Origin of the sequence: Pseudomonas sp. P5_109 (assembly GCF_034009455.1) — a bacterium.
Lineage (GTDB): Bacteria > Pseudomonadota > Gammaproteobacteria > Pseudomonadales > Pseudomonadaceae > Aquipseudomonas.
The window spans coordinates 5,982,501-6,008,802 of sequence record NZ_CP125380.1; the positions used below are offsets into that span (position 1 = coordinate 5,982,501).

Annotated in this window: 24 protein-coding genes (1 of these 24 running past the window's edge); 13 read left to right on the plus strand and 11 right to left on the minus strand. The window is 59.2% G+C overall.

What is annotated here, in order from left to right; translation table 11 throughout:
• From msrQ to mrcB, 9 genes are all read right to left on the minus strand, one after another.
• Positions 1-474: the 5' portion of a protein-methionine-sulfoxide reductase heme-binding subunit MsrQ gene (msrQ, locus tag QMK54_RS26530; protein ID WP_223594542.1), read on the minus strand. Its footprint begins 147 nt before the window's first position; 474 of the gene's 621 nt are visible here — the first part of the coding sequence; its start codon is at positions 472-474; its stop codon lies beyond the left edge, outside the window.
• Positions 474-1,487 carry a protein-methionine-sulfoxide reductase catalytic subunit MsrP gene (gene msrP / locus QMK54_RS26535; protein WP_223594550.1) on the minus strand — a complete coding sequence of 338 codons (1,014 nt, stop codon included), beginning with the start codon at positions 1,485-1,487 and terminating at the stop codon, positions 474-476. The genes msrQ and msrP overlap by 1 nt, the downstream gene beginning before the upstream one ends.
• Before the next feature lie 58 nt (positions 1,488-1,545).
• Complete coding sequence (gene pssA / locus QMK54_RS26540) at positions 1,546-2,400, minus strand: CDP-diacylglycerol--serine O-phosphatidyltransferase (RefSeq protein ID WP_320401592.1); 855 nt, start codon at positions 2,398-2,400, stop codon at positions 1,546-1,548.
• Between the two features lie 145 nt (positions 2,401-2,545).
• Complete coding sequence (ilvC, locus tag QMK54_RS26545) at positions 2,546-3,562, minus strand: ketol-acid reductoisomerase (RefSeq protein WP_003228216.1); 1,017 nt, start codon at positions 3,560-3,562, stop codon at positions 2,546-2,548.
• 45 nt (positions 3,563-3,607) lie between these two features.
• The gene (gene ilvN, locus QMK54_RS26550; protein WP_003176102.1) at positions 3,608-4,099 is read right to left on the minus strand and encodes an acetolactate synthase small subunit; all 492 of its coding nucleotides are present in this window, start codon (positions 4,097-4,099) and stop codon (positions 3,608-3,610) included.
• A 2-nt stretch (positions 4,100-4,101) separates the two neighbouring features.
• Positions 4,102-5,826: an acetolactate synthase 3 large subunit gene (locus tag QMK54_RS26555; protein ID WP_110658681.1), complete on the minus strand. Its 1,725-nt coding sequence runs from the start codon at positions 5,824-5,826 to the stop codon at positions 4,102-4,104.
• Positions 5,827-6,309: 483 nt separating this feature from the next.
• The gene (locus QMK54_RS26560) at positions 6,310-6,645 is read right to left on the minus strand and encodes a YqcC family protein (protein WP_104451440.1); all 336 of its coding nucleotides are present in this window, start codon (positions 6,643-6,645) and stop codon (positions 6,310-6,312) included.
• Positions 6,645-7,382 (minus strand): tetratricopeptide repeat protein, encoded by a 738-nt coding sequence (locus QMK54_RS26565; RefSeq protein WP_110658664.1) that lies wholly within the window; start codon positions 7,380-7,382, stop codon positions 6,645-6,647. Before QMK54_RS26565 ends, QMK54_RS26560 begins: the two co-directional genes overlap by 1 nt.
• A gap of 16 nt (positions 7,383-7,398) precedes the next feature.
• Positions 7,399-9,717: a penicillin-binding protein 1B gene (mrcB, locus tag QMK54_RS26570; protein WP_110658666.1), complete on the minus strand. Its 2,319-nt coding sequence runs from the start codon at positions 9,715-9,717 to the stop codon at positions 7,399-7,401.
• A gap of 116 nt (positions 9,718-9,833) precedes the next feature.
• Between mrcB and QMK54_RS26575 the strand changes: the two genes are divergently transcribed.
• From QMK54_RS26575 to QMK54_RS26590, 4 genes are all read left to right on the plus strand, one after another.
• A complete protein-coding gene (locus QMK54_RS26575) occupies positions 9,834-11,390 on the plus strand; it encodes a bifunctional aminoglycoside phosphotransferase/ATP-binding protein (protein ID WP_320401593.1) in 1,557 nt (518 codons plus the stop codon).
• Positions 11,391-11,480: 90 nt separating this feature from the next.
• Positions 11,481-11,825 (plus strand): pentapeptide repeat-containing protein, encoded by a 345-nt coding sequence (locus tag QMK54_RS26580; protein WP_110658670.1) that lies wholly within the window; start codon positions 11,481-11,483, stop codon positions 11,823-11,825.
• 239 nt (positions 11,826-12,064) lie between these two features.
• Positions 12,065-12,337, plus strand: a complete 273-nt coding sequence (locus tag QMK54_RS26585; protein WP_007971093.1) for a TfoX/Sxy family protein — start codon at positions 12,065-12,067, stop codon at positions 12,335-12,337.
• Positions 12,338-12,805: 468 nt separating this feature from the next.
• A complete protein-coding gene (locus QMK54_RS26590; protein WP_223594553.1) occupies positions 12,806-13,123 on the plus strand; it encodes a Rieske (2Fe-2S) protein in 318 nt (105 codons plus the stop codon).
• Here the strand turns inward: QMK54_RS26590 and sfsA are convergent.
• On the minus strand, positions 13,120-13,833 hold the full coding sequence (gene sfsA / locus QMK54_RS26595) for a DNA/RNA nuclease SfsA (protein WP_110658674.1): 714 nt from the start codon (positions 13,831-13,833) through the stop codon (positions 13,120-13,122). The two genes, QMK54_RS26590 and sfsA, sit on opposite strands and share 4 nt — an antisense overlap.
• The gene (locus QMK54_RS26600) at positions 13,833-15,005 is read right to left on the minus strand and encodes a pyridoxal phosphate-dependent aminotransferase (protein WP_320401594.1); all 1,173 of its coding nucleotides are present in this window, start codon (positions 15,003-15,005) and stop codon (positions 13,833-13,835) included. Before QMK54_RS26600 ends, sfsA begins: the two co-directional genes overlap by 1 nt.
• Positions 15,006-15,338: 333 nt before the next feature.
• Between QMK54_RS26600 and dksA the strand changes: the two genes are divergently transcribed.
• The 9 genes from dksA (at position 15,339) to panC (ending at position 26,259) form a co-directional block, all read left to right on the plus strand.
• Positions 15,339-15,779, plus strand: a complete 441-nt coding sequence (gene dksA / locus QMK54_RS26605) for an RNA polymerase-binding protein DksA (RefSeq protein ID WP_110658678.1) — start codon at positions 15,339-15,341, stop codon at positions 15,777-15,779.
• Between the two features lie 216 nt (positions 15,780-15,995).
• Complete coding sequence (gene gluQRS, locus QMK54_RS26610; protein ID WP_320401595.1) at positions 15,996-16,889, plus strand: tRNA glutamyl-Q(34) synthetase GluQRS; 894 nt, start codon at positions 15,996-15,998, stop codon at positions 16,887-16,889.
• A 76-nt stretch (positions 16,890-16,965) separates the two neighbouring features.
• The gene (locus tag QMK54_RS26615) at positions 16,966-17,142 is read left to right on the plus strand and encodes a hypothetical protein (protein WP_003176118.1); all 177 of its coding nucleotides are present in this window, start codon (positions 16,966-16,968) and stop codon (positions 17,140-17,142) included.
• Positions 17,126-20,080 carry a sensor histidine kinase gene (locus tag QMK54_RS26620; RefSeq protein ID WP_165798740.1) on the plus strand — a complete coding sequence of 985 codons (2,955 nt, stop codon included), beginning with the start codon at positions 17,126-17,128 and terminating at the stop codon, positions 20,078-20,080. Before QMK54_RS26615 ends, QMK54_RS26620 begins: the two co-directional genes overlap by 17 nt.
• 22 nt (positions 20,081-20,102) lie before the next feature.
• On the plus strand, positions 20,103-21,542 hold the full coding sequence (locus QMK54_RS26625) for a sigma-54-dependent transcriptional regulator (RefSeq protein WP_223594558.1): 1,440 nt from the start codon (positions 20,103-20,105) through the stop codon (positions 21,540-21,542).
• Between the two features lie 804 nt (positions 21,543-22,346).
• Entirely contained in the window at positions 22,347-23,747 is a 1,401-nt protein-coding gene (locus QMK54_RS26630; RefSeq protein WP_223594559.1) for a polynucleotide adenylyltransferase PcnB, read from the plus strand.
• A gap of 3 nt (positions 23,748-23,750) precedes the next feature.
• Positions 23,751-24,236: a 2-amino-4-hydroxy-6-hydroxymethyldihydropteridine diphosphokinase gene (gene folK / locus QMK54_RS26635; RefSeq protein WP_110661770.1), complete on the plus strand. Its 486-nt coding sequence runs from the start codon at positions 23,751-23,753 to the stop codon at positions 24,234-24,236.
• A 365-nt stretch (positions 24,237-24,601) separates the two neighbouring features.
• Positions 24,602-25,402: a 3-methyl-2-oxobutanoate hydroxymethyltransferase gene (gene panB, locus QMK54_RS26640; protein ID WP_110661771.1), complete on the plus strand. Its 801-nt coding sequence runs from the start codon at positions 24,602-24,604 to the stop codon at positions 25,400-25,402.
• Entirely contained in the window at positions 25,399-26,259 is an 861-nt protein-coding gene (gene panC, locus QMK54_RS26645; protein WP_110661772.1) for a pantoate--beta-alanine ligase, read from the plus strand. The genes panB and panC overlap by 4 nt, the downstream gene beginning before the upstream one ends.
• The last annotated feature ends 43 nt before the right edge of the window (positions 26,260-26,302 follow it).

The following is a 26,302-nucleotide window of genomic DNA, read 5'->3' on the forward strand; positions in this document are numbered from 1 at the left end:
ATGCAGCAACCCAAGCACGAGAACCAGATAAGCCAGACGATGCAGCTTCTTCCAGAGGGCCCCCAAACGTCGCTGACTGTATCGATTGGAAGTGCACGCCAATACCAGCAAACACAAAAATCCCAACGCCCCGACAATGATGTACGGACGCTTGCGCAGCTCCACCCCAAGCTGCGACCAATCGAAACCAAGGATAAAGGCCAGATAGGCGCTCAAGTGCAGCACTACATAAGTGAAGCACCACAACCCCAGTTGCCGCCGGACCACAATCCACCCCGCCCAACCAGTAAGCCTCTGCAGCGGCGTCATGCTCAATGTAATAAGCAACAGAACAAGTGTGCCCAATCCCAACCGATCAACCAGCACCTTGCCGGGGTCCGGCCCGAGCACATCCGCCCAGGCCTGATACAACCACAACAGCGGCCACACCATCGTTGCAACAAAAACGGCCGCACGCCAAAGCGGATATCGCATCAGTAGTTCTTCCGCAGATCGAGCCCTGTATATAGAGAAGCGACTTCATCCGCATAGCCATTGAACATTTGCGTGTCACGCACATTCGGCTTGAACAGGCCGCTCGGCAGGCGCCGTTCCCGAGCCTGAGTCCAGCGCGGATGGTCGACAGTCGGATTCACATTGGCGTAGAAGCCGTACTCGTCCGAAGCAATACTCTGCCAAGTGGTTTTTGGCTGCTCACTCACCAAACTGATCCGCACGATCGACTTGATGCTTTTAAAGCCATACTTCCAGGGCACCACCAGACGCAGTGGTGCACCGTTCTGATTCGGCAACTCGCGCCCATACATACCCACCGCAAGAATCGCCAACGGGTTCATCGCCTCGTCCAGACGCAGCCCTTCTATATAAGGCCAGTCGATCAAGGCAAAACCGGAGCGCTGCCCCGGCATGCTTTTGGGATCCTGCAGGGTTTCGAAGCGGATGAATCTGGCTTTCGAGGTCGGCTCGACTTCCTTGAGCAACGCCGAGAGAGGAAAACCTATCCAGGGAATGACCATCGACCACGCCTCCACACAACGAAGTCGGTAGATGCGCTCCTCCAGCTGGTAAGGCTTCATGAAGTCTTCCAGCGCATATCGCCCTGGTTTACCCACTTCTCCATCCACGACTACGCTCCATGGCTCGGTCTTCAGCGCACCGGCATTGGCAGCTGGATCCCCCTTGTCGGTGCCGAACTCATAGAAGTTGTTGTAGTGGGTCGCATCCTTGAACGGCGTGATCGCCTCATCCTTGACGCTGACCACACCCCACTGGGTAGCCGGGAGTTTTTCGCTGAACCAGGCAGGCGCCTTGCCAGGCTCGACATCCGGGTAACGCGCAGCATCGCCAGCGCTAGCCCATTGCGGCAGGCCGCTCAGAGCAAAGCCGGCAACCGTGGCGCCAAGCACTTTGCGTCGAGAAAGATAGAGGGATTCAGGCGTGACGTCCGACTCGTGGCAGTCGGACGCTCTGGAGACTTTGATCAGCATGGTTACTCCGCAGCTTTGGAGGACAGATGCACCCATAGACTGCGGAGTATGAGGGAAATTACGCGCTCTTGTTACGACGAAGACGTAACAGGTATTGAACAGGGCCGGAGGCTGCATAGGCGAGAAACACCAGCAGCAGGATGCGCGGAGGGTCACTGAACACTACTGCGAACACCAGCACCACAGCGAGAATCGCCACGAAAGGCACCCGCCCCTTCAGGTCCAGCTCTTTGAAGCTGTTGTACTTGATGTTGCTGACCATCAGCATGCCGGCCGCAGCAACCATCAGCGCAACCAGGAAGGACATCTTGGAACCCTGAATGCCATAGTCGCTGAATGCCCAGACGATACCTGCAACCACACCCGCTGCGGCAGGACTGGCCAGGCCGATGAAGTAGCGTTTGTCCGCGGTGCCGATCTGCGTGTTGAAGCGTGCAAGACGCAATGCCGCACCCGCGACATAAATGAAGGCGACCATCCAGCCAACCTTGCCCATGTCACCCAAGGCCCAGCCAAATGCGAGCAATGCCGGCGCAACACCAAAGGCAACCATGTCGGACAGCGAGTCGTACTCGGCACCAAAGGCGCTCTGGGTATTGGTCATGCGGGCCACGCGACCATCGAGGCCATCGAGCACCATGGCGACGAAGATCGCGATGGCCGCGAAGGCGAAATACTTGCTCGCATTGGCCGAATCACCAGCACTCAAGGCCGCCTGGGCGCTCATCGAGTTGATGATGGAATAGAACCCTGCGAACAGGTTCGCAGTGGTGAACAGATTCGGCAGAAGATAGATACCACGATGCCGGACTTTACGACCTTCAGCGTCATGGCCCTCCTCGACATGTTCATCGATGGGCAGCAGGCTTTCGGCGTCAGAAGCCTGGTTTGGCTCTTCGGGGCGTTCGCTCATGGACATTACCTTGCAACGGGGGTGGAAAGTTTGGACAGGTGTCTGGGACGACGGTTCGGCCACAAACGATGCAGCTTTATACCAGAACCGGCCTCCCAAACGAAAAAACGCGGCCTAAGCCGCGTTTTTCGTACAAGCGCGTGACTTAGTTTTTAGCTTTGTCGACGATCTTGTTGGCACCGATCCACGGCATCATGGAGCGCAGTTGCTCGCCGATGATTTCGATACCGTGAGCGGCGTTGTTACGACGCTTGGCGGTCATCGAAGGATAGCCGGTAGCGCCTTCGCTGATGAACATCTTGGCGTATTCGCCGTCCTGAATACGTTTCAGGGCGTTGCGCATGGCCTGACGGGATTCGGCGTTGATGACCTCAGGGCCAGTCACGTACTCGCCGTATTCGGCGTTGTTGGAGATCGAGTAGTTCATGTTGGCGATACCGCCTTCGTACATGAGGTCAACGATCAGCTTCAGTTCGTGCAGGCACTCGAAGTAGGCCATTTCCGGCGCGTAGCCAGCTTCAACCAAGGTTTCGAAACCGGCTTTGACCAGTTCAACGGTACCGCCGCACAGAACGGCTTGTTCGCCGAACAGGTCGGTTTCGGTCTCGTCCTTGAAAGTGGTTTCGATGATGCCGGTACGACCACCGCCAACGCCAGCAGCGTAGGACAGAGCGACGTTCTTGGCGTTGCCCGAGGCGTCCTGGTAGATAGCGATCAGGTCAGGGATACCGCCGCCCTTCACGAACTCGGAACGCACGGTGTGGCCCGGAGCCTTCGGCGCGATCATGATCACGTCGAGGTCAGCGCGCGGCACTACCTGGTTGTAGTGGATCGCGAAGCCGTGGGAGAAGGCCAGGGTGGCGCCTTTCTTGATGTTCGGCTCGATTTCGTTCTTGTACAGGGAGGACTGGAACTCGTCCGGGGTCAGGATCATGACCAGGTCGGCAGCTGCAACGGCAGAAGCAACGTCGGTCACTTTCAGGCCGTGGGCTTCAGCCTTGGCAACGGTAGCCGAACCTTTACGCAGGCCAACGGTAACGTCAACGCCGGAGTCTTTCAGGTTGCACGCTTGAGCGTGGCCCTGGGAACCGTAACCGATGATGGCAACTTTCTTGCCCTGGATGATCGACAGGTCGCAGTCTTTATCGTAGAAAACTTTCATGAATTTCCCCTATATCAGGCCGTTCAGGCCGTTCGCTAATTTGGTTTAGATGCTGAGTACTTTGTCGCCGCGGGCAATACCGGTCACGCCACTACGGACGGTTTCCAGAATCGATGCGGTGCCAATGGACTGAATGAAGCTGTCGAGCTTGTCGCTGGTACCGGTCAGTTGAACGGTATACACGCTGGCGCTGACATCGACGATCTGTCCACGGTAAATATCGGTAGTGCGCTTGATCTCGGCGCGCTGGGCGCCGGTGGCCTTGACCTTGACCAGCATCAGTTCGCGCTCGATGTGAGCACTCTCCGACAGGTCGACCAGTTTTACCACTTCGATCAGCTTGTTCAGGTTCTTGGTGATCTGCTCGATGACTTCATCGTGACCAACGGTGGTCAGCGTCAGACGCGACAGGGTCGGGTCTTCGGTCGGGGCCACGGTCAGGCTTTCGATGTTGTAGTTGCGCTGCGAGAACAGGCCAACCACACGAGACAGAGCGCCGGGTTCGTTTTCCAGAAGCAAGGAAATAATGTGCCGCATGATTAAGTACGCTCCGTCTTGCTCAGCCACATATCGCGCATGGAGCCGTCTTTGATCTGCATCGGGTAGACGTGCTCGCTGGTGTCTACCGAAACATCGATGATCACCAAACGATCCTTCATGGCGAACGCTTCTTCCATCTTCGACTTCAAATCTTTCGAATCGGTGATGCGCACACCAACGTGACCATAAGCCTCCGCCAGCTTGACGAAATCAGGCAGCGATTCCATGTAGGAATGAGAGTGACGGCTGCCGTAGCTCATGTCCTGCCACTGGCGAACCATGCCCAACACACCGTTGTTCAGGATGACGATTTTTACCGGCAAACCGTATTGCAGGCAGGTCGACAGTTCCTGAATGTTCATCTGGATACTGCCCTCGCCGGTGACACAAACGACGTCGTCATCCGGGAAGCTCAACTTGATGCCCATGGCCGCCGGGAAACCGAAGCCCATGGTGCCCAGGCCACCGGAGTTGATCCAGCGGTTCGGCTTGTTGAACGTGTAGTACTGCGCCGCGAACATCTGATGCTGACCCACATCGGAAGCTACAAAGGCATCGCCCTTGGTCACTTCGCACAGGGTTTCGATCACGGCCTGCGGCTTGATAACGCTGCCGTCGCCCTTGTCATAAGGGAACAGGCCGCGATCACCACGCCACTCATCAACCTGCTTCCACCAACTGGCAACGGACTCCTTGTTCGGGGTCTCGCCGATTTCCTTGAGGATCGCGACCATTTCGGTCAGGACACTCTCGACCGGACCAACGATAGGCACGTCGGCCTTGATGGTCTTGGAGATCGAAGCCGGGTCGATGTCGATGTGAATGATCTTGGCGTTCGGGCAGAACTTCGAGGCACCGTTGATGACACGGTCGTCGAAACGCGCACCGACGGCGAGGATCACGTCAGCATGGTGCATCGCCAGGTTGGCGGTGTAGCTGCCGTGCATGCCGAGCATGCCGATGAACTGACGATCGGTGCCAGGGAAACCGCCGAGGCCCATCAGGGTATTAGTCACTGGCAGGTTGAGCATTTTCGCCAGTTCGGTCAGTGGTGCGGAACCACCGCCGAGGATCACGCCGCCGCCCGAATACAACACTGGACGCTTGGCCGCCAGGAGCATTTCTGCCGCCTTGCGGATTTGACCGGAGTGACCACGAACAGCCGGGCTGTAGGAACGCAGCTTGGCTTTTTTCGGGAAGACGTATTCGAACTTCTCGGCCGGGTTGGTCATGTCTTTCGGGATATCGACAACGACCGGGCCAGGACGACCGGATTGCGCCAGGTAGAAGGCTTTCTTCATGACTTCCGGGATTTCCGACGCGTGCTTGATCATGAAGCTGTGCTTCACGATCGGCCGGGAGATACCGATCATGTCGGTTTCCTGGAATGCGTCGGTGCCAACCATGGTGCTCGGCACCTGGCCGGAAATGACCACCATTGGAATGGAGTCCATGTACGCCGTGGCGATACCAGTGATGGCGTTGGTTGCGCCAGGACCGGACGTCACCAGTACCACGCCGGCTTTACCGGTGGCACGGGCGTAGCCGTCAGCCATATGGGTAGCCGCTTGCTCGTGACGAACCAGGATGTGGGTCACTTCCGGTTCTTTGAACAGGGCATCGTATACATGAAGAAGAGCACCACCCGGGTACCCGTAGATATATTTGACGCCTTCGTCGCGCAAAAAGCGGACGAGCATCTCACCGCCAGATAAAAGCTCCACGTTGCTCACCTCTAAAACGCCAGAATACCGCCCACGAAAAATGGGACGGGTCTTAATAGGTTTACTTCTCAGCAGAGCATGAGCGACGGTGGTCGCCGACTACGTCAGCACTGACTGAGCAAGTATTGGGATCGTCCCAAGTGTTGCGGGCCTTTCCCACCCAGCGCGAGGTAACGCGTTGCGGGTGTAACAGGTCGACGCGGATATGCGCCTCATGATCTGCTGAGAGGGTCTGCTTCTGGCAGTCCCTGTACAGCGGACTTTGGATTCTTCTGTTTCGCCCCTCGCAAGTCAAGTCGTCTATGAGCTTTATTCTAGTAAGCACATGAGAACGCAAGAAAAAACCTGTAAATCCGCCGTGTGTTAGCTTCGATTGCGCAAGTTTTGGCAAAAAATTGGCACGCGCATGCGCTTACCCTGCAATGGCCGACAAAATAGAGAGAGATTGTGAACAACTGCCAGCGGACGCTGGCAGCTTCTGGCTCAGCGAGACGCCGTGATCAACTGATCAAACTGTTTGAGCAATACCTGCAACTGCCGATCCTTGCCCTGGACATTGCGTCCGGCAAAGACCATTTCAGCCATTTCCTGAATGCCCGACGCATTGGGTAGCGGCAAATCCTGCTCGAGGATCATCTTCATGCGTGGCAGGAAGATCCACTGCAGCCATTGCTCGAAATCCAGGGTATCGACCGAAAACGGCTCGACACTGGAAAGCGCTTCAGCGGATGGCGAGACTTCATCCCACCATCCTTGCACCCGCAACTCGCGCTCGATCAACAGCAGTTGATCGGCGATTTTCAGAAAGCGCGCATCCATCACAGCGTTACCTTGGCCTTCTGGCGCGCCAGCGACGCGCCCTGGGAGTCACCCTGCTTTTCGCGCGCCTGGGCAATCAGTTCCCACAAATTGGCCTGCAGGGCCGGACGGCCATTGGCCAAGGTCAGGCCACGGCGAGCGAACTGCTCGGCCTGGGCCGCATCGCCTTGAGCCATCCGCACCTGTGCCAGGCGGTAAAGCACCTGCGGTTCACGCGGGGCAACGCGCTGGGCGCGTTCGAGGCTGGAGGAGGCACCGTTGAGATCACCGCTCGCCTGTTGCTGCTGAGCAGTGGTCAGCAAAGCCAGTACCGGGCCGTCCAGTTGCTCGTCGGCAGACAGTCCGCCCGAACTGGCCGACGGAATCCCGCTTGGCGACGACGGCATGCTGTAGTTGCCCTGATTGATCGGTGCCGACTGGATCGGCGACGTGTCAATCGGCCCCGGCGTGATCGGCCCCGGAGTAATGGGTGTGGTGCTGATCGGCGTTGAAGTCGTTGCAGCGCCTGGCACCATCACCACGACGCCGCTGTCACCTTGCGGAATCGCCTGGGTCTGCGACTGACCTTGCGCAGGGCGCTTGACGGTCGTCTGGCGGAAGCCGCCATTGGCCGAGATACGTTCACTGTTGGACACGGCGGTGCCGGAATCCACGACCGGAATCGAGCCACGTTGTACGGTGGAGCAACCGCTGAGCAAAGCCACGGCGGTAATCGCTGGAATCAGCCACTTGTTCACTTGAAACCCTCTTTGCTTAATTCATCCAGCCCTTGACCCAATCCATCACCGACTCGGCAGGGCTTTCGCCACCGCAAGCAGCGCCGGGAGGCGGTTCGCTGCCGCGAATATACGGCATCTGCACGGCACCCGGGCAACCGGCGTCAGAACCTTGCCCGGTACGCGAATCCACCCAGGCCTGAACGATATTATCCGGCTGCGGCATGTCCAGCGGCAACGGGTCGGCCTTGCGCATGAAGCTGGTCCAGACCTGCAGGGCCCCGGTGGCACCAGTGAATGGGGTCTTGCCGTTGTCATCGCGCCCCAGCCAGACCACCGCCAGCAAGTCCTGGCTGAAACCGGCAAACCAACTGTCCCGCGAATCGTTACTGGTACCGGTTTTACCCGCCAGGGTCAGGGTTCTTGGCAACACGTTATAAACCGAGCTGCCGGTACCTTCGCGCATCACCCGCTGCATGGCGCTCTGGATCAGGTAAATGGAGGCCGGATCGAAACGCTGCTGAATCTGGAACGGATAACGCTTGAGCGGTTCGCCTTCAGCAGTCAGCACGCTGCGAATCCCGCGCATCGGCGTATTGAAGCCGCCGTTGGCGAGGGTCTGGTACATGGTCGCCACTTCGATGGGCGTCATGCCGCCAGCGCCGAGCAACATCGACGGGAAGGCCGGGAATTCACGAGAAACACCCAGGCGCTCCACCGTCTTCAGGACGTTCGGCACACCGACCGCCAACCCGAGCCGTGCGGTCGACAGGTTGTAGGAGTGCGCCAGGCCTTGATAGAGGAAGACGGTCCCGTGAGAACGGCGATCATAGTTCTGCGGTTTCCAGACTTGGCCGTCGGCGCCCTTGACCGAGAAGGACTCGTCCGACAGCCAACTGGTCAATGTGTACTGGCTTGGTTTCTCCAACGCGGTCAAGTAAACCGCCGGCTTGATCAGCGAGCCGATCGGTCGCACAGCGTCCAGCGCCCGGTTGAACCCGGCAAAACTGGCCTGGCGACTGCCGATCATGGCCTGCACTTCACCGGTTTCCGGGTTGGTCACGACCATGGCCGCTTCGACGTCATCGGAACCCTTGCGCCCCGCCAGACGCTTGAAGGTGTCGTTGACCGAGGCCTCAGCCTTCATCTGCAGGATCGGGTCGAAACTGGTGAAGATGCGCAGACCTTCTTCGGTCAAGTCTTCGTCGCGATAGTCTTCGCGCAACTGACGCTTGACCAGATCGAGGAAGCCGGGGAACGAGCTGTCCGCCAGACTGCCGCGCTTGGTCACACCCAGTGGCATTTTCTTCGCGGCTTCAACCTGCTCGGCAGTTGCGACGCCCTGCTCTTGCAGGACATCGAGCACCAGGTTGCGCCGCTCGAGGGCACGCTCCGGATAACGACGCGGGTTATAGGAGGAAGGCCCCTTGACCATTCCCACCAGCAGAGCGACCTGGTGCAGCTTGAGCTCGGCCAGCGGCTGGCTGAAGAAGAACTGGCTGGCGAGGCCGAAACCGTGCACCGCGCGTTGACCGTCCTGCCCGATAAACACTTCGTTGAGGTAAGCCTCGAGGATTTCACGCTTGTCGTAATGCAGCTCAAGCAACAGCGCCATCATCGCTTCGGTGAGTTTGCGGCTCAGGCTGCGCTCGTTGGTCAGGTAGAAGTTCTTGACCAACTGCTGAGTCAGGGTACTGCCGCCCTGACGCATGCGGCCGGACGAACCGTTGACCCAGATTGCACGGGCGATCGACTTCGGCGAAACACCAAAGTGATGATAAAAATCGCGGTCCTCGACAGCCACCAGCGTTTCCAGCAAGTACGGCGGCACCTGATCGATCTTGATCAGGATCCGGTCTTCGAGGTTTTTCGGGTACAGGCCGCCGATCAGCAACGGCTCCAGGCGCACTACCGAAAGTTTCGAACCTTTTGCCCCCGCCAACTCGGCCACGTAATCGCCGGAGAAACGCACCCGCACCGGTTGCGCTTGCTCCATGCCTTCATAGAACTGGAAGCCACGGGTATTCAGATCAACGGTATTGCCGTTGACCGACGCCGCACCCGGACCATTGGCCACGCTTTCACGGCGATAGCCCAGGGCATCGAGCTCGGTCAGGAAATCGTCCCTGCTCAGCTTTTGTCCGACGAACAGTTCGAGCGGGCGCGCGTAAACCTTGGCCGGAATGGTCCAGCGCTTGCCGGAAAACTTCTCCTGGACGATCGCATCAAGGTAAACGGCGAATCCGGCCAGCACTACCAGGCCGACCAGACTGAGTTTAATGGCCCAGCCCAACCAAGGGCGCAGGCCTCTGGAGGGTGGTTTTTTTGGGGTACGGGGAGTTCGGGTACGAGTCATGGCGGCGGATTATACGCACTTTATTCATACTCAACAGGAGCGCTCCGAGGTTTGCGTCGAGCGGACTTGCGGCCATAATGACGGCCTTGAATTTCCCAGACTCTGAAGGATCGCCTGTGAGCCAGTCCCTGATCGCTGCCCTGCAAAACCCTGCCCTCTACCCGCATCCTGTAGAGGGATTCCAGGTCATCGAGACCCATATTTCCTGGGTACTGCTCACCGGCCCCTATGCCTATAAAGTGAAGAAGCCGGTCAATTTCGGTTTTCTCGACTTCACCAGCCTTGAGGCGCGCGAACACTTTTGCGCTGAAGAGCTGCGCCTGAACCAGCGCCTGACCGACGACTTGTACATCGAAGTACTGCCCGTCACCGGCAGCGCCGAGGCTCCGCAACTGGGCGGCGAAGGCCCCGCCATCGAATACGTACTGAAGATGCGCCAGTTCCCGCAAACCGGTCTGCTCAGCACCCTTCAAGCCAATGGCGAACTGACCACCGCACACATCGACGAGATGGCCGAGCAAATCGCCCGCTTCCACCTCAGCGCACCGAAAGTGCCGGCCGGGCACGAAGCCGGCACACCGGACAGCGTCATGGCACCGGTGCGGCAGAACTTCGAACAGATCCGTCCGTTCCTCAGCGACAAAGCCGACCTGCTGCAACTCGACGCCCTGCAAGCCTGGGCCGAAAGCAGTTTCGAACGCCTCAAGCCGCTGCTCGCCCAGCGCAAGGCCGAAGGCTTCACTCGTGAATGCCACGGTGACATCCACCTGGGTAACGCCACAGTGATCGACGGCAAGGTCGTGATCTTCGACTGCATCGAATTCAATGAACCGTTTCGCTTCACCGACGTTTATGCCGACACCGGCTTCCTGGCGATGGACCTGGAAGATCGCGGCCTGAAGTGCCTCGCCCGTCGTTTCATCAGCCAGTACCTGGAGCTGACCGGTGACTATCGCGGCCTCGAACTGCTGAACTTCTATAAAGCCTACCGCGCACTGGTTCGCGCCAAGGTTGCCCTGTTCAGCATGCCGGCCGACGCCACTGCAGTGCAGCGCGCCACGACCCTGCGTCAGTACCGCAACTACGCCAACCTGGCGGAAAGCTACAGCACTATTCCTTCGCGCTTCATGGCCATTACCCACGGTGTTTCCGCCGTCGGCAAGAGCCATGTCGCCATGCGCCTGGTCGAAGCCCTGGGAGCGATTCGCCTGCGCTCCGATGTCGAGCGCAAGCGTCTGTTCGGCGAACAAACCGTCGAAAATGACGTAAAGGCCGGAATCTATAGTGCCGACGCCAGCGCGGCGACCTATGCCCGCCTGCACGAAATCGCCGACGTCATCCTGCGTGCGGGCTTTCCGGTAGTGGTCGACGCCACTTACCTCAAGCATGATCAGCGTGACAGTGCCGCGAAGGTGGCCGAGGCCACAGGTGCACCCTTCCTGATCCTCGATTGCAATGCGCCACAAGCCGTCATCGAAAGCTGGCTGGCCACGCGCCAGGCAGACAAAAAGGACCCATCCGACGCCACCCTGGCTGTTATCGCAGCCCAACAAGCCAGCCGCGAAGCGCTGACACCCACGGAAATCCTCTGCAGCAAGCGCGTCCAGACCAATGAAAGCGGAACGCTCGATACAGTTGTGGAGCAAATTCGCCAGCGCCTGCCAGGCCTGTAAAAAACTATTTCAGTCGTGAAGCCGCACTGGCTTCACGTCCGTCAAATAGTGGCACTATACTGGCGTCATAAAACCATCAGGTGATGCGACATGAGCCAGCCGAAACTTCTCGACACTCCGCTTTATGCCCTGCTGCACAAAGACGACATCAGAGGCTTCAACAGTGAACGCCCCAAGGATGCCCCCATCGATATGGTGGGTGGAGACTTCCGGGGGCTGGACCTGCGCGAGCTGAATGCCGACGGTGTGGATTTCAGCGACGCCTACTTCCGCTCCGCCGACCTGCGCGGCATCGATTTTCGCAAGGCGAACCTTGAAGGCGCGAGCCTGGCCCACGCGCAAATCTCCGGTACGTACTTTCCGGTGGAACTCAGTGCCGACGAAATCCTGATGTCGATGAACTTCGGCACGCGATTGCGTTATCGCACCCGCTGATCATCATCGATGACTGACACGTCCAGCGCCCCTTGCGCTGGACTACAGGGATGTTCACCCATAATTCCTTGCTCTTCCCCGCCTCCTCCCGCGTTCGCAGACTTTTCACACGCTGCCAATACTCGTTTCTTAGAAGCATTTGCGTCGTAATCGAGCAAACAAACACGCTTTTCCTACTGATGGCTACACTCCTCAGAAGATTGCCCGCGCTCTCCATTCGGCCATCGCAAGGAGGCTTGATGAATGATGAACTGCAACACCTGAAGAATCTTGGCAAGACGTCAGCGCAATGGCTGCATGCCGTGGGCATCCATAGCGCTTCGGACTTGCGTCGCCTCGGGGCGGTGGATGCTTATCGGGCCGTGCGCACGCGCGGTTTCCGGGCGTCCAAGGTGTTGTTGTACGCAATTGAAGGTGCCCTGATGGATGTTCACTGGAATGACATTCCCGCAGAGCGCAAGGAAGCGCTAAACAAACAACTGGAAGCCATCTCTTCACGCCACAAAAACTGATCCGACAAATAACGCTGAAGCTTTTCAACCTGTAACCCAATGAATACAGGGCCTGCAGGCGAAAAATCGACATATCGCAAAGAAACCGGAAAACAGCGGTTGACTTGGTAATGAGAATCGCTATGATTATCACAACTGGTCGCGAGACTGGTCAGATCTTCTGAAAAGCCCTTGGTTCGGACTCTCAGATTATCTCCTCATCAGGCTAATCACGGTTATTTGACCCGGCTCTTGCCGGGTCTTTTTTTGCCTGTGGAAAGTACTGGCGGGATGCTCCATGCCGATCACGCTGACACGCTGGCCAGGCGCATAAACAGCTTCCCTTGAAGGTTTCCCGGGCATCGAATGATCAGGCCAAGTATCCTCGACGACAGGCACTTGTCCCCGGCGGGCAAGACGGCCAATTGAAAGTATTTAACCGTCAAGCTTGGACATATCCGGTCACGAGCGGCGGGACCGAGGATAGACATGAAGTTGCTTTGCAAAGGTGCCGAGCTGGTCAATGACAGCAGCCGCGGTTTCGACATTGATGGCCAAAAGCTTTTTGCGGTGCGCCGCAGCGGCCAGGTATATGTCTACATCAATCGCTGCCCGCACCGGGGCGTCGCCCTGGAGTGGCATCCCGACCAATTTCTCGACCCCAGTAACAGCCTGATCCAGTGCGCCACCCATGGCGCACTGTTCCTGATCGAAGACGGCGAATGCGTCGCCGGCCCTTGCGCGGGGCAATCCTTGAGCAGCGTGGCTTGCCGCGAGGATGAACAAGGGATCTGGATCAGCCTTTAGACACCCGGCAACACATCCAGGCGCCGATCGACCGACATCTCTTCGTGGCTCAACCGCACACCGTAAGCCAATACCTCGACCCCACAGGCGATAGCCTCACGCAAGGCCTGTGCATAAACCGCATCGATTTCCTGCGCCGGGCGCACGGCCTCGATGTCGGTCAAACACACACAGTACAACTGCACCGCGCGAATACCGTCCCTGGCCAAGTGGGCCAGTTCCCGCAGATGCTTGGCGCCACGCTGGGTGACCGCATCGGGAAACGCCGCCACCGCCGTACCGTCAAAGCCCAGGGTCACGCTTTTGACTTCGACGTAGGCCGGCCCATCGGGATAATCAAGGCGGAAATCGATGCGGCTGTTTTCCTGGCCATAAGCCACTTCGCGCTTGAGCCCGGTAAAACCGTTAAGTTCGGTGATGACGCCCGCTCGCAGCGCCTCTTCGACCAATCCATTGGCCCGGGCGGTGTTCACGCAAAACAGCCGCCCTTGCGGGGTTTCACCGATCTCCCAGGTGCCAGGCAACTTGCGTTTAGGGTCGTTGGAGCGACTGAACCAGACCTGCCCGCCTTCGACCTGGCAATTGAGCATCGAGCCGGTGTTCGGGCAGTGAATCGTCAGCAACTCGCCGCCAACGGTTTCGATATCGGCGAGAAAGCGCTTGTAACGTCGAATCAGGCGCCCTTCTTCGAGGGGAGGATGGAATCGCATCAGCCTTGCCAGCTCCGCAACCCACGGGCAATGCGCTCGACTGCCTCCTGCAAACGCTCGAGATTTTGCGTATAGGCGAACCGCACATGATGCCCGGCCTGATAACGCCCGAAATCCAGCCCTGGGGTGAATGCCACATGTTCGGTTTCGAGAAAATGCTTACAGAACGCGAAGGCATCGCCGCCGAACTTGCTGATATCGGCATACAAGTAGAAAGCCCCTTCCGGCTCCACGGCAATGCCGAAGCCCAACTCACGCAAGGCCGGCAGCAGATAGTCCCGACGCCGGCCAAATTCGGCGCGACGCTCTTCGAGAATGCTGATGGTCGCCGGCTCGAAACAGGCCAGTGCCGCGTACTGCGCCATGCTTGGAGCACTGATGTAGAGATTCTGCGCGAGTTTTTCCAGCTCACCGACGGCAGCGTCAGGGGCCACCAGCCATCCGAGCCGCCACCCGGTCATCCCGAAATACTTCGAAAAACTGTTCAGGACGAATGCACTGTCGTCGACTTCCAGCACGCTGGCCGCATCAGCGCCGTAAGTCAGGCCGTGGTAAATCTCGTCGACCACCAGATGACCGTGGCGCTCCTTGATCGCGACAGACAGCTTCGCCAGCTCGTCGCGAGTCAGGATCGTGCCGGTCGGATTGGCTGGCGACGCCACCAATGCACCGACGCTGTCGTGATCCCAATGACGCTCGATCAGGCCTGGCGTCAATTGATACCGCACATCCGGACCGACCGGCACCAATTGCGCCGCACCCTCGACCAACCGCAGGAAATGCCGGTTGCACGGATAGCCCGGGTCCGCCAGCAGCCAGTGTTTACCGGGGTCGACCAGCAAAGCGCTGGCCAGCAGCAACGCGCCGGACCCGCCGGGCGTGATGAGAATGCGTCGAGGGTCGATGTTCAAACCATAACGCTGCTGATAAAAGCCCGAAATAGCCTCGCGCAGCTCCGGAATGCCGCGCGCGGCGGTGTAACGGGTCTTCCCCGCTGTCAGTGCAGCCTGGCCGGCCTGGATGATAGGTTCGGCGGTGGTGAAGTCCGGCTCGCCGATTTCCAGGTGGATCACATCGTGCCCGGCGGCCTGCAATTCATTGGCCCGCGCCAACAGCGCCATGACATGGAAAGGTTCGATTGCACGACTGCGGGCACTGTAGGGCTGAGCCATTGGCCTTCCTTCAACGGAAAAAGAACCGATTCTACCCAAGCGCAGGAACGAGCGAGAACCTAAAGCGGTCAGAGGCCTTGTAACCCCGAACACAAACGACTCAAGCGCGCGCGCAAGGTTTGACTAAAATCAATAATTGAGCAGGACTCCAGAGCCGCCAGACAACGGTTTGCCATCATTTGCAAGCATCATGCGCCGTGAGCTCGACATCCGGGAGTAGCGCGGCCCGAGTTGATCTGGTAAGTTCGCCCGCTTGCAGCCGCAGGGCCGGCAGGTGTCGGTGATGGAGCAATCCTGCGCAGATGGATTACAAGAGTAGAGGCGGTCTATTTCATGTCCACCCAAGCAAAGCAGCAAAACCAGACGATCAGCGGCTTCGAGCCCTATGTTCAGAAAGTCGGTGAAGAGTACATGGGCGAGCCCATGCGCAAGCACTTCACCAAGGTCCTGAATCAGTGGAAAAAAGAGCTGATGGAAGGGGTCGACAAGACCGTGGACCACATGAAGGACGAAGCGGCCAACTTTCCTGACCCGGCAGACCGTGCCAGCCAGGAAGAGGAATTCGCCCTCGAACTGCGTGCCCGCGATCGTGAACGCAAGTTGATCAAGAAGATCGACAAGACACTTCAGTTGATCGAAGACGAAGAATACGGCTGGTGTGAATCCTGCGGCATCGAGATCGGCGTCAAACGCCTCGAAGCGCGTCCTACCGCTGACCTGTGCATCGACTGCAAGACCCTGGCGGAAATCAAGGAAAAGCAAGTCGGCAAATAATTGCGACTTGAATGAAGAACGGAGCGTGCGAACGCTCCGTTTTTGTTTCTGATATTCGCCCCGGCGGCAAACCTGTGGGAGCGGACTTGCTCCGGGCGGCGTTCCGACGAAGGGGCCATGTGGTTCAACATTAGCGTTAGCTGACACACCGCCTTCGCGAGCAAGCCCGCTCCCACAGGAGGGGTGCGCAAGCCCGGAACAAGTGACATTGCATTCATGACCGCCACCTCCCCCACCTACATCGGACGCTTCGCCCCCACGCCCAGCGGCCATCTGCACTTCGGCTCGCTGGTCGCCGCACTGGCCTCCTACCTCGACGCACGCTCGGTCGGCGGACGCTGGCTGATGCGCATGGAAGACCTTGATCCGCCCCGCGAGGAACCTGGCGCCCAGGCCGCCATTCTCAAGGCTCTGGAAAGCTATGGCTTCGAGTGGGATGGCGACCTGGTGCGCCAAAGCGAGCGGCACGATGCCTACGCCGAGGTGCTCAATCGCCTGTTCAGTCACGGCCTGGCCTACGCCTGCACCTGCTCGCGCAAACAGCTGGAGCCATATCACGGGATTTATCCGGGGCTGTGCCGCAATGCCGGCCATGGCACCGATGATGCTGCCATCCGCGTGCGCGTACCGGAACTGGAATACCACTTCATCGATCGGGTGCAGGGCGAATACCGCCAGCACCTGGGCCGGGAAGTTGGCGATTTTGTGATTCGCCGCCGGGACGGGCTCTACGCCTATCAATTGGCTGTGGTCCTGGACGATGCCTGGCAGGGCATCACCGATATCGTTCGCGGTGCCGACCTGCTGGATTCCACGCCCCGCCAGCTCTACCTGCAGGAATTGCTCGGCCTGCCGCAGCCACGTTATCTGCATATCCCGCTGATCACTCAGCCAGATGGCAATAAACTCGGTAAATCCTACCGTTCGCCGCCATTGACCGAGGATCAGGCAACGCCGCTATTGCTGCGGGCGCTGCGGGCGCTGGGGCAGAACCCTGGAACCGAACTGACTTACGCAACGCCACGGGAAGTGCTCAATTGGGGCATTGCCCACTGGGATGCCTCGCTGATCCCGCGCACACTGAGCCTGCCCGAGGCACAGCTATTGTGATCGCACTTGCAGTGGCGCACCCATCCGTTACCATCGCCGCACGTTTTCGGGCACGCGCATAAAAAGAGAGGCCGGGATGTACATTTATCGCTTGGTCCTGCTTTTGGTAGTGGGGATTTACCTGTTTTCCCCAGCCATCATGGATTGGTGGATCGACGCCACTGGCGCCTGGTATCGCCCTTATCTGCTCTGGCTGATTCTGATCGTCGTGACCTTCATCCTGCAGAGCCAAAAAGATGCCGATGAGCTTTAGCCTGACCCAGATGATCCTGATCAGCGCCGCCTACCTGGCGGTGCTGTTCGGTGTGGCCTGGATCAGTGAACGGGGCATGATTCCCCGGGCGATAATTCGCCACCCGCTGACTTACACCCTGTCACTGGGCGTCTATGCCAGTGCCTGGGCGTTTTACGGCACCGTGGGCCTGGCCTATCAGTACGGCTACGGCTTTTTGTCCAGCTACCTCGGTGTTTCCGGGGCATTTCTGCTGGCGCCGGTGCTGCTCTACCCGATCCTGAAGATCACCCGCACTTATCAACTGTCTTCGCTGGCGGATCTGTTTGCCTTCCGCTTCCGCAGCACCTGGGCCGGTGCGCTGACCACGATTTTCATGCTGATCGGCGTGTTGCCGCTTCTCGCGCTGCAGATTCAGGCGGTGGCCGACTCCATCGGCATCCTCACCCGCGAACCGGTGCAGCATCGCGTGGCCCTGAGCTTCTGCGCCCTGATTACGTTGTTCACGATTTTCTTCGGCTCCCGCCACATCGCCACCCGCGAAAAGCATGAAGGCCTGGTGTTCGCGATTGCCTTCGAGTCGGTGATCAAGCTGATCGCCCTCGGCGGTGTCGGGCTGTATGCGCTGTACGGCGTGTTCGACGGTCCGCAACAGCTTGAACTGTGGCTGCTGCAAAACCAGACCGCCCTTGCTGCCCTGCACACGCCTTTGCAGGAAGGCCCGTGGCGTACGCTGCTGCTGGTGTTCTTCGCCTCGGCGATCGTGATGCCGCACATGTATCACATGACCTTTACCGAGAACCTCAATCCGCGCTCGCTGGTCAGTGCGAGCTGGGGCCTGCCGCTGTTCCTGCTGTTGATGAGCCTGGCGGTGCCGCTGATTCTCTGGGCTGGCCTGAAGCTCGGCGCCACCACCAATCCGGAATACTTCACCCTGGGCATCGGCATCGCCGCCAACAGCAAGGCTTTGGCGTTGCTGGCCTATGTCGGCGGACTGTCCGCCGCCAGCGGCCTGATCATCGTCACCACGCTGGCGCTGTCCGGGATGGCCTTGAACCACCTGGTGCTGCCGCTTTATCAGCCACCGGCCGAAGGCAACATCTACCGCTGGCTGAAGTGGACCCGCCGGGCGCTGATTGTCGCGATCATCATGGCCGGCTACGGCTTCTACCTGATGCTCGGTGCCGAGCAGGACCTGGCCAACCTCGGTATTGTCGCGTTCGTCGCCACGTTGCAGTTCCTGCCGGGCGTGCTTTCTGTCCTGTATTGGCCGACCGCCAACCGTCGCGGCTTCATCGCCGGCTTGCTGGCGGGGATCCTGGTGTGGCTGGTGACCATGCTGTTGCCACTGGTTGGCAACCTCCAGGGCTTCTATATTCCGCTGCTGAACATGATCTACGTGCTGGACGACACCAGTTGGCACATGGCTGCGATTGCCTCGCTGGCAGCCAACGTACTGATGTTCACCCTGATCTCGCTGTTCACCAACGCCAGCACCGAAGAGGCCAGCGCCGCCGAAGCCTGCGCCGTGGATAACGTGCGCCGCCCGCAGCGCCGGGAACTGCACGCTGCCTCGCCTCAGGAATTCGCTACGCAGCTGGCAAAACCCTTGGGCGCCAAGGCTGCGCAGAAGGAAGTCGAGCAAGCGCTGCGCGATCTCTACCTGCCTTTCGATGAACGAAGGCCTTATGCCCTGCGCCGTCTGCGCGACCGCATCGAGGCCAACCTCTCCGGCCTGATGGGCCCAAGCGTGGCCCAGGACATGGTCGAGACCTTCCTGCCGTACAAGGCTGGCGGTGAAAACTACGTCACCGAAGACATTCACTTCATCGAAAGCCGCCTCGAGGATTACCACTCGCGCCTGACCGGCCTGGCCGCTGAACTCGACGCCCTGCGCCGCTATCACCGCCAGACCCTGCAGGAATTGCCGATGGGCGTTTGCTCACTGGCCAAGGACCAGGAAATCCTCATGTGGAACAAGGCCATGGAGGAGTTGACCGGCATCGCCGCGCAGCGCGTGGTCGGTTCGCGCCTGAGTACCATTGCCGACCCATGGAAAGAACTGCTGCAAGGCTTCATCAATCTGCCGGACGAGCACTTGCACAAGCAGCACCTGGCCCTCGACGGCCAGACCCGCTGGCTGAACCTGCACAAGGCGGCGATCGACGAACCGCTCGCGCCGGGCAACAGTGGCCTGGTTCTGCTGGTGGAAGACCTGACTGAAACCCAGATGCTCGAAGACAAACTGGTGCACTCCGAGCGCCTGGCCAGCATCGGTCGACTGGCGGCCGGCGTGGCCCATGAAATCGGCAACCCGATTACCGGTATCGCGTGCCTGGCGCAGAACCTGCGCGAAGAGCGGGAAGAAGACGGCGAGCTGAAGGAAATCAGCGGGCAGATCCTCGAGCAGACCAAACGTGTGTCGCGCATCGTCCAGTCGCTGATGAGCTTTGCCCATGCCGGCAGTCACCAGCACAGCGACGAGCCCGTCTGTCTGGCCGAAGTGGCTCAGGATGCCATCGGCCTGCTGGCCTTGAACCGACGCAATTTCGAAGTGCAGTTCTACAACCTGTGCGACCCCGAACACTGGGTCGAAGGCGACCCGCAACGGCTGGCCCAGGTATTGATCAACCTGCTTTCAAACGCCCGTGACGCCTCGCCTCCCGGCAGTGCGGTACGGGTCAAGAGCGAAGCCGGCGAACACACGGTCGACCTGATCGTGGAGGACGAAGGCAGCGGTATTCCGTCGAGCATCATGGACCGATTGTTCGAACCTTTCTTCACCACCAAGGATCCTGGCGAAGGCACCGGTCTGGGCCTTGCACTGGTCTATTCCATCGTTGAAGAGCATTATGGACAAATCACCATCGACAGCCCGGCTGATGTTCAAAGCCAACGCGGCACCCGAATCAGGGTTACCTTGCCGCGTCATGTCGAAGCGACGTCCGCTGTGAACTGAGACCGTCGAGAGTATCGAATCAATGCCGCACATTTTGATCGTCGAAGACGAAACCATTATCCGCTCCGCCTTGCGCCGCCTGCTGGAACGTAACCAGTACCAGGTCAGCGAAGCCGGTTCAGTGCAGGAAGCACAAGAACGCTTCACCATTCCCTCGTTCGATCTGATCGTCAGTGACCTGCGTCTGCCGGGCGCGCCTGGCACCGAGCTGATCAAGCTCGCCCAGGGCACGCCGGTGCTGATCATGACCAGCTACGCCAGCCTGCGCTCGGCGGTTGACTCGATGAAAATGGGTGCGGTTGATTACATTGCCAAGCCATTCGACCACGACGAAATGCTGCAAGCCGCCGCGCGAATCCTGCGTGACCGGCAAACGGCACAAACCGGTGGTGAAGTGGTTACCGGCAAAGCCACCAACGGTGCGGCGAAATCCGGTGCCGACAACAGCAACGGTGAAATCGGCATTATCGGCTCGTGCCCGCCGATGCAGGACCTGTACGGCAAGATTCGCAAAGTGGCACCGACCGACTCCAACGTTCTGATCCAGGGCGAATCGGGTACCGGTAAAGAACTGGTGGCGCGCGCCCTGCACAACCTGTCCAGGCGCGCCAAGGCACCGATGATTTCAGTGAACTGCGCGGCCATTCCGGAAAGCCTGATCGAGTCCGAACTGTTCGGCCACGAAAAAGGCGCATTCACCGGCGCCAGCGCCGGGCGCGCCGGCCTGGTGGAAGCGGCGGACGGCGGCACCTTGTTCCTCGACGAAATCGGCGAACTGCCACTGGAAGCCCAGGCTCGCCTGCTGCGCGTATTGCAGGAAGGCGAAATTCGTCGTGTAGGTTCCGTGCAGTCGCAGAAAGTCGATGTGCGCCTGATCGCCGCGACTCACCGCGACCTCAAGAGCCTGGCGAAGATCGGCCAGTTCCGCGAAGACTTGTATTACCGACTCCACGTTATCGCGCTGAAGCTGCCAGCCCTGCGCGAACGCGGTGCGGACGTCAACGAAATCGCCAACGCCTTCCTGGCGCGGCAAAGTGCGCGAGTCAACCGCACCGACCTGAAATTCGCCGCGGATGCCGAGCAAGCCATTCGTCACTACTCCTGGCCGGGCAACGTTCGTGAACTGGAAAACGCCGTCGAGCGCGCCGTTATCCTGTGCGAAAGCCCGGAAATCTCCGCCGAGCTGCTGGGCATCGACATCGAGCTGGGCGACCTGGACGACGACGAGTTCATTGGCCTGCCCCCACAACAGGGCAACGGCAACGCCAGTAACAACAACCACGAGCCGACCGAAGACCTCTCCCTGGAAGACTACTTCCAGCATTTCGTCCTTGAGCATCAGGACCACATGACCGAAACCGAACTGGCCCGCAAACTCGGGGTCAGCCGCAAATGCTTGTGGGAGCGCCGTCAACGCCTGGGCATTCCGCGGCGCAAGACCGGGGTGGCCAGCGAAAGCTGAACCGCACCTGTCACATGTGCGGGTAACACATGACTTTGTGAAAAAACTGTTACCTCAGCGTTTTCACGTAACAGAAGCCGGGGCTTACGGTAACGAAGCCCCGGCTTTTTTTGGCCCTCGAAATACCTGCCAGCCGGCCTAACCCCTTGTTTTATTGGGTTTCGCAAAAGTTGGCACGCACCCTGCTATATGTTTGGTACAAGAACAATAACAAGCAATGCACAAGACAATAAAAATAAGACGAATCGACTCACGCACAATAAAAACAAGACGGCGAGAGGCGCAGCTAACTGATTCTTTTGGAGAGGCGTTGTATTTGGGGCTAGCCCCACGACCAGGCCGAGAACAACAAAAACTGTCCTAAGACAGAGCCTGTACTGGTTGGATCGAAAGATCACTGCAATTCAGCGACCAAAGCAATCCGTTTGCTCTTGGCTCCCGATTGGGAGGGTCATGAAGGAAGCTTCATGGCGAGGGCACTCAACAAAAACAAAAAGCCCGAAACCAAAAATAAAAATAGAGCATGCAACTACTTCTTGGGGAGCTTCGGCTCCCCTTGTAGTTTCTACCCCCCCATCCCCCCGCTTCCTGTAGGAGCGAGCTTGCTCGCGAAGAACCTGAGGACGTCGTTGGGTATCTGGATGTACGAGTTATCGTTCGCGACCATCGCGACCATCGCGACCATCGCGAGCAAGCTCGCTCCTACAGTGTCCTACACCATCCCCCGACTAAATGCTAGAATCCCCGCCCATCATGCGGTCATTCTTCTGTTATGGCCGAATATTCCTTCAAACAGTGCATCCCATGCTGAAGAAGCTGTTCCAGTCATTCCGTTCTCCCAAGCGTCCTACGCAACACATTCGCAGCACGCCTGAAGTGCTCAACAGCGGCCAACATTCGCTGCAAAAGGCGCAATTCAGCCGTTATGCGGTGAATATCGTTGAACGCCTGCAGAGCGCCGGTTATCAGGCTTACCTGGTTGGCGGTTGCGTGCGCGATATGTTGCTGGGCATCACACCGAAAGATTTCGACGTTGCCACCAGCGCCACACCCGAGCAGGTGCGGGCCGAATTCCGTAACGCGCGAATCATCGGGCGTCGATTCAAACTGGTGCATATCCACTTCGGTCGCGAAATCATCGAAGTCGCGACCTTCCGCGCCAACCACCCGCAAAACGAAGACGAGGAAGACAGCAACCAGTCTTCTCGAAACGAAAGCGGGCGCATCCTGCGCGATAACGTCTATGGCACCCTGGAAGAAGACGCGCAACGTCGTGACTTCACCATCAATGCCCTGTATTACGATCCGGTCAGTGAACGCATCCTCGACTACGCCAACGGCGTACACGACATCCGCAATCACCTGATCCGCCTGATCGGCGATCCGAAGCAACGCTACCAGGAAGATCCGGTACGCATGCTGCGGGCCGTGCGTTTCGCCGCCAAGCTGAACTTCGGCATCGAAAAACACAGCGCCATGCCGATCCGCGACCTGGCGCCGATGTTGCGCGAGATCCCGTCGGCCCGCCTGTTCGAAGAGGTGCTCAAGCTGTTCCTCTCCGGCCACGCCGCCGATACGTTTGAAATGCTGGTCGACCTGCAATTGTTCGATCCACTGTTCCCGGCCAGCGCCGAAGCACTGGAGTACAACCCGACATACACCCACACCCTGATCAGCGAAGCCCTGATCAACACCGACCTGCGGATCAAGCAGAACAAACCGGTCACCCCGGCGTTCCTGTTTGCGGCCCTGCTCTGGCCTGCCCTGCCGGCCCGCGTCCTGCGCCTGCAGGAGCGTGGCATGCCGCCGATTCCGGCAATGCAGGAAGCGGCGCACGAGCTGATTGCCGAACAGTGCCAGCGCATCGCGATTCCAAAACGCTTCACCATGCCGATCCGCGAGATCTGGGACATGCAGGAACGCCTGCCTCGCCGCAGCGGCAAACGTGCCGACCTGCTGCTGGACAATCCGCGTTTCCGTGCTGGCTACGACTTCCTGCTGCTGCGTGAAAGCGCCGGTGAGCAGACCGATGGCCTGGGCGAATGGTGGACCGATTATCAGGACGCCAACGAAAGCGAGCGTCGCGACATGATCCGCGACCTCAGCGGCAAGGAAGAAGGTACCGGCGCCCCGCGCAAGCGTCGCCGCAGCGGTGGTTCCAAGCGCAAACGCGCCGCCGGCGCTTCGAGCACCACGGGCGAGTAATCCATGGAACGCATCTACATCGGCATGGGCAGCAATCTGGCTGACCCCGCCGAACAATTGCGCAGCGCCGTCGAGGCGCTGTCGGACTTGCCGCAATCACGACTGGTCGGGGTGTCCGCGTTTTACCAAAGCGACTCGCTGCTACCCGGGCAACCGCGCTATACCAACGCGGTGGCGGCCCTCGACAGCACGCTGACGCCGCTGGAACTGCTGGATGCCTTGCAGGCCATTGAAAACGGCCAGGGTCGCGAACGTCTTGAGCGCTGGGGACCGCGCACGCTGGACCTCGACATCTTGCTGTTCGGTGACCGCCTGATCGACGAACCGCGCCTGAAGGTTCCCCACTACCACATGCAGGAACGGGCCTTCGTGCTGTACCCACTGGCGGAACTGGCACCTGCGGATCTGCGCCTGGCCGATGGCCGCGAGCTAAGTGAATTACTCGCCGCCTGCCCGTTCGTCGGCCTGGAACGCCTGCCCCCGACGTGACACAAATCCCCCTGTGGGAGCGGGCTTGCTCGCGAAAGCGGTGTATCAATCAACATTAATGTTGAATGTGATGCCCCCTTCGCGAGCAAGCCCGCTCCCACATTGGTTTTGTGTCGCGCACAAGATCTGCTGCTGAATCGCATCAGTTACCCCGGTAACACCCCACCCGTAACAATGCGGTAACACACGCAATTGACTTCCCTCGTTCTCCTCACGACTATAGGCGTCCCGCTGCCGCCAACACGGCGTTCAAGGGCGCAATCCAGGCCTTAAAAGCACGACAAAAGAGCGTGCGCCTGTATTCAACGAAGAATCACGCGCGTTACTCGCAGTAGTTTCCACAGCGCCTGAATGAGGAACTTTTCATGCCAGCCATCACCCTGACCACCCTGCAAGGTCTGAAGCAAAAAGGTGAAAAGATCACCATGCTGACCTGCTACGACGCGACCTTCGCCCATGCCTGCAATCAGGCTGGCGTCGAAGTGCTGCTGGTGGGCGACTCCCTCGGCATGGTTTTGCAGGGCCACGACAGCACCTTGCCTGTCACCACCGCGGAAATGGCTTACCACGTGGCTGCCGTCAAACGCGGTAACAGCGATGCCCTGATCCTCGCCGACCTGCCTTTCATGGCCTACGCCACCACCGAGCAAGCCATGACCAACAGCGCCCTGTTGATGCAGGCCGGCGCGCACATGGTCAAGGTTGAAGGTGCATTGTGGCTGGCCGATTCGATCCGCCTGCTGGCCGAACGTGGCATCCCTGTCTGCGCGCACATGGGCCTGACGCCGCAATCGGTGAACATCCTTGGCGGCTACAAGGTCCAGGGTCGCAATGAAAACCAGGCGCGGCAAATGCGTGCCGACGCGATTTCCCTGGAACAGGCTGGCGCGGCAATGCTGCTGCTCGAATGCGTCCCGAGCGAACTGGCAGAAGAAATCACCCAGGCGGTGAAGATTCCGGTGATCGGTATTGGCGCTGGCAATCGTACCGACGGCCAGGTGCTGGTCCTGCATGACATGCTGGGGTTGTCCATTACCGGCCGCGTGCCAAAGTTCGTGAAAAACTTCATGACTGGCCAGACCAGCATTGAAGCTGCACTGAATGCCTACGTGACTGAAGTCAAAGCGGCGACCTTCCCTGGGATCGAACACGGATTCTCTGCATGAACACCGTAAAAACCGTACGCGAACTGCGGGCCGCCGTGGCCCGTGCCCGTAGCGAAGGCAAGCGCATCGCCTTTGTGCCAACCATGGGCAACCTGCACAGCGGCCACGTTGCACTGGTGACCAAAGCCTCCCAGCGGGCGGACTTCGTGGTCGCGAGCGTTTTCGTCAACCCGCTGCAATTCGGTGCGGGTGAAGACCTCGACAAGTACCCGCGCACTCTCGCCGCCGACCAGGAAAAACTGCTCCAGGCCGGTTGCCATTTGCTGTTTGCCCCCGCTGTTGAAGAAATGTACCCCGACGGCATGGCCGGCCAGACCCGCGTCAGCGTCCCGCAATTGTCCGAAGGCCTGTGTGGCGCGAGTCGTCCGGGGCATTTCGAAGGTGTGGCGACGGTGGTCAGCAAGCTGTTCAACATGGTCCAGCCGGACCTGGCGATTTTCGGCGAGAAAGACTTCCAGCAACTGGCGGTGATTCGCGCGCTGGTACATGACCTGAACATGCCGATCCAGATCATCGGAGAGCCGACCGTTCGCGCGGCCGATGGCCTGGCGCTGTCCTCGCGCAACGGCTTCCTCAACGAAGAGCAGCGGGCCGTGGCGCCGGTGGTGTATCGCACGTTGAGCGAGATCGCCGGGGCGATTAAACAAGGTGAGCGCGACTTTCCTGCGTTGATCGGCATGAAGCTGCAACAGCTCGAAGCTGCCGGCCTGCGCCCGGATTACCTGGAAATCCGCCACGCCCTGACCTTGCGCCCGGCAAATGCGCAGGATCGTGACCTGGTGATTCTGGTGGCGGCGTTCCTCGGGACTACGCGGTTGATCGACAACCTGCACCTGAACCTCGACGCGCCAATCTAAACACCGAAAAAACCTGTAGGAGCGAGCTTGCTCGCGATGAACT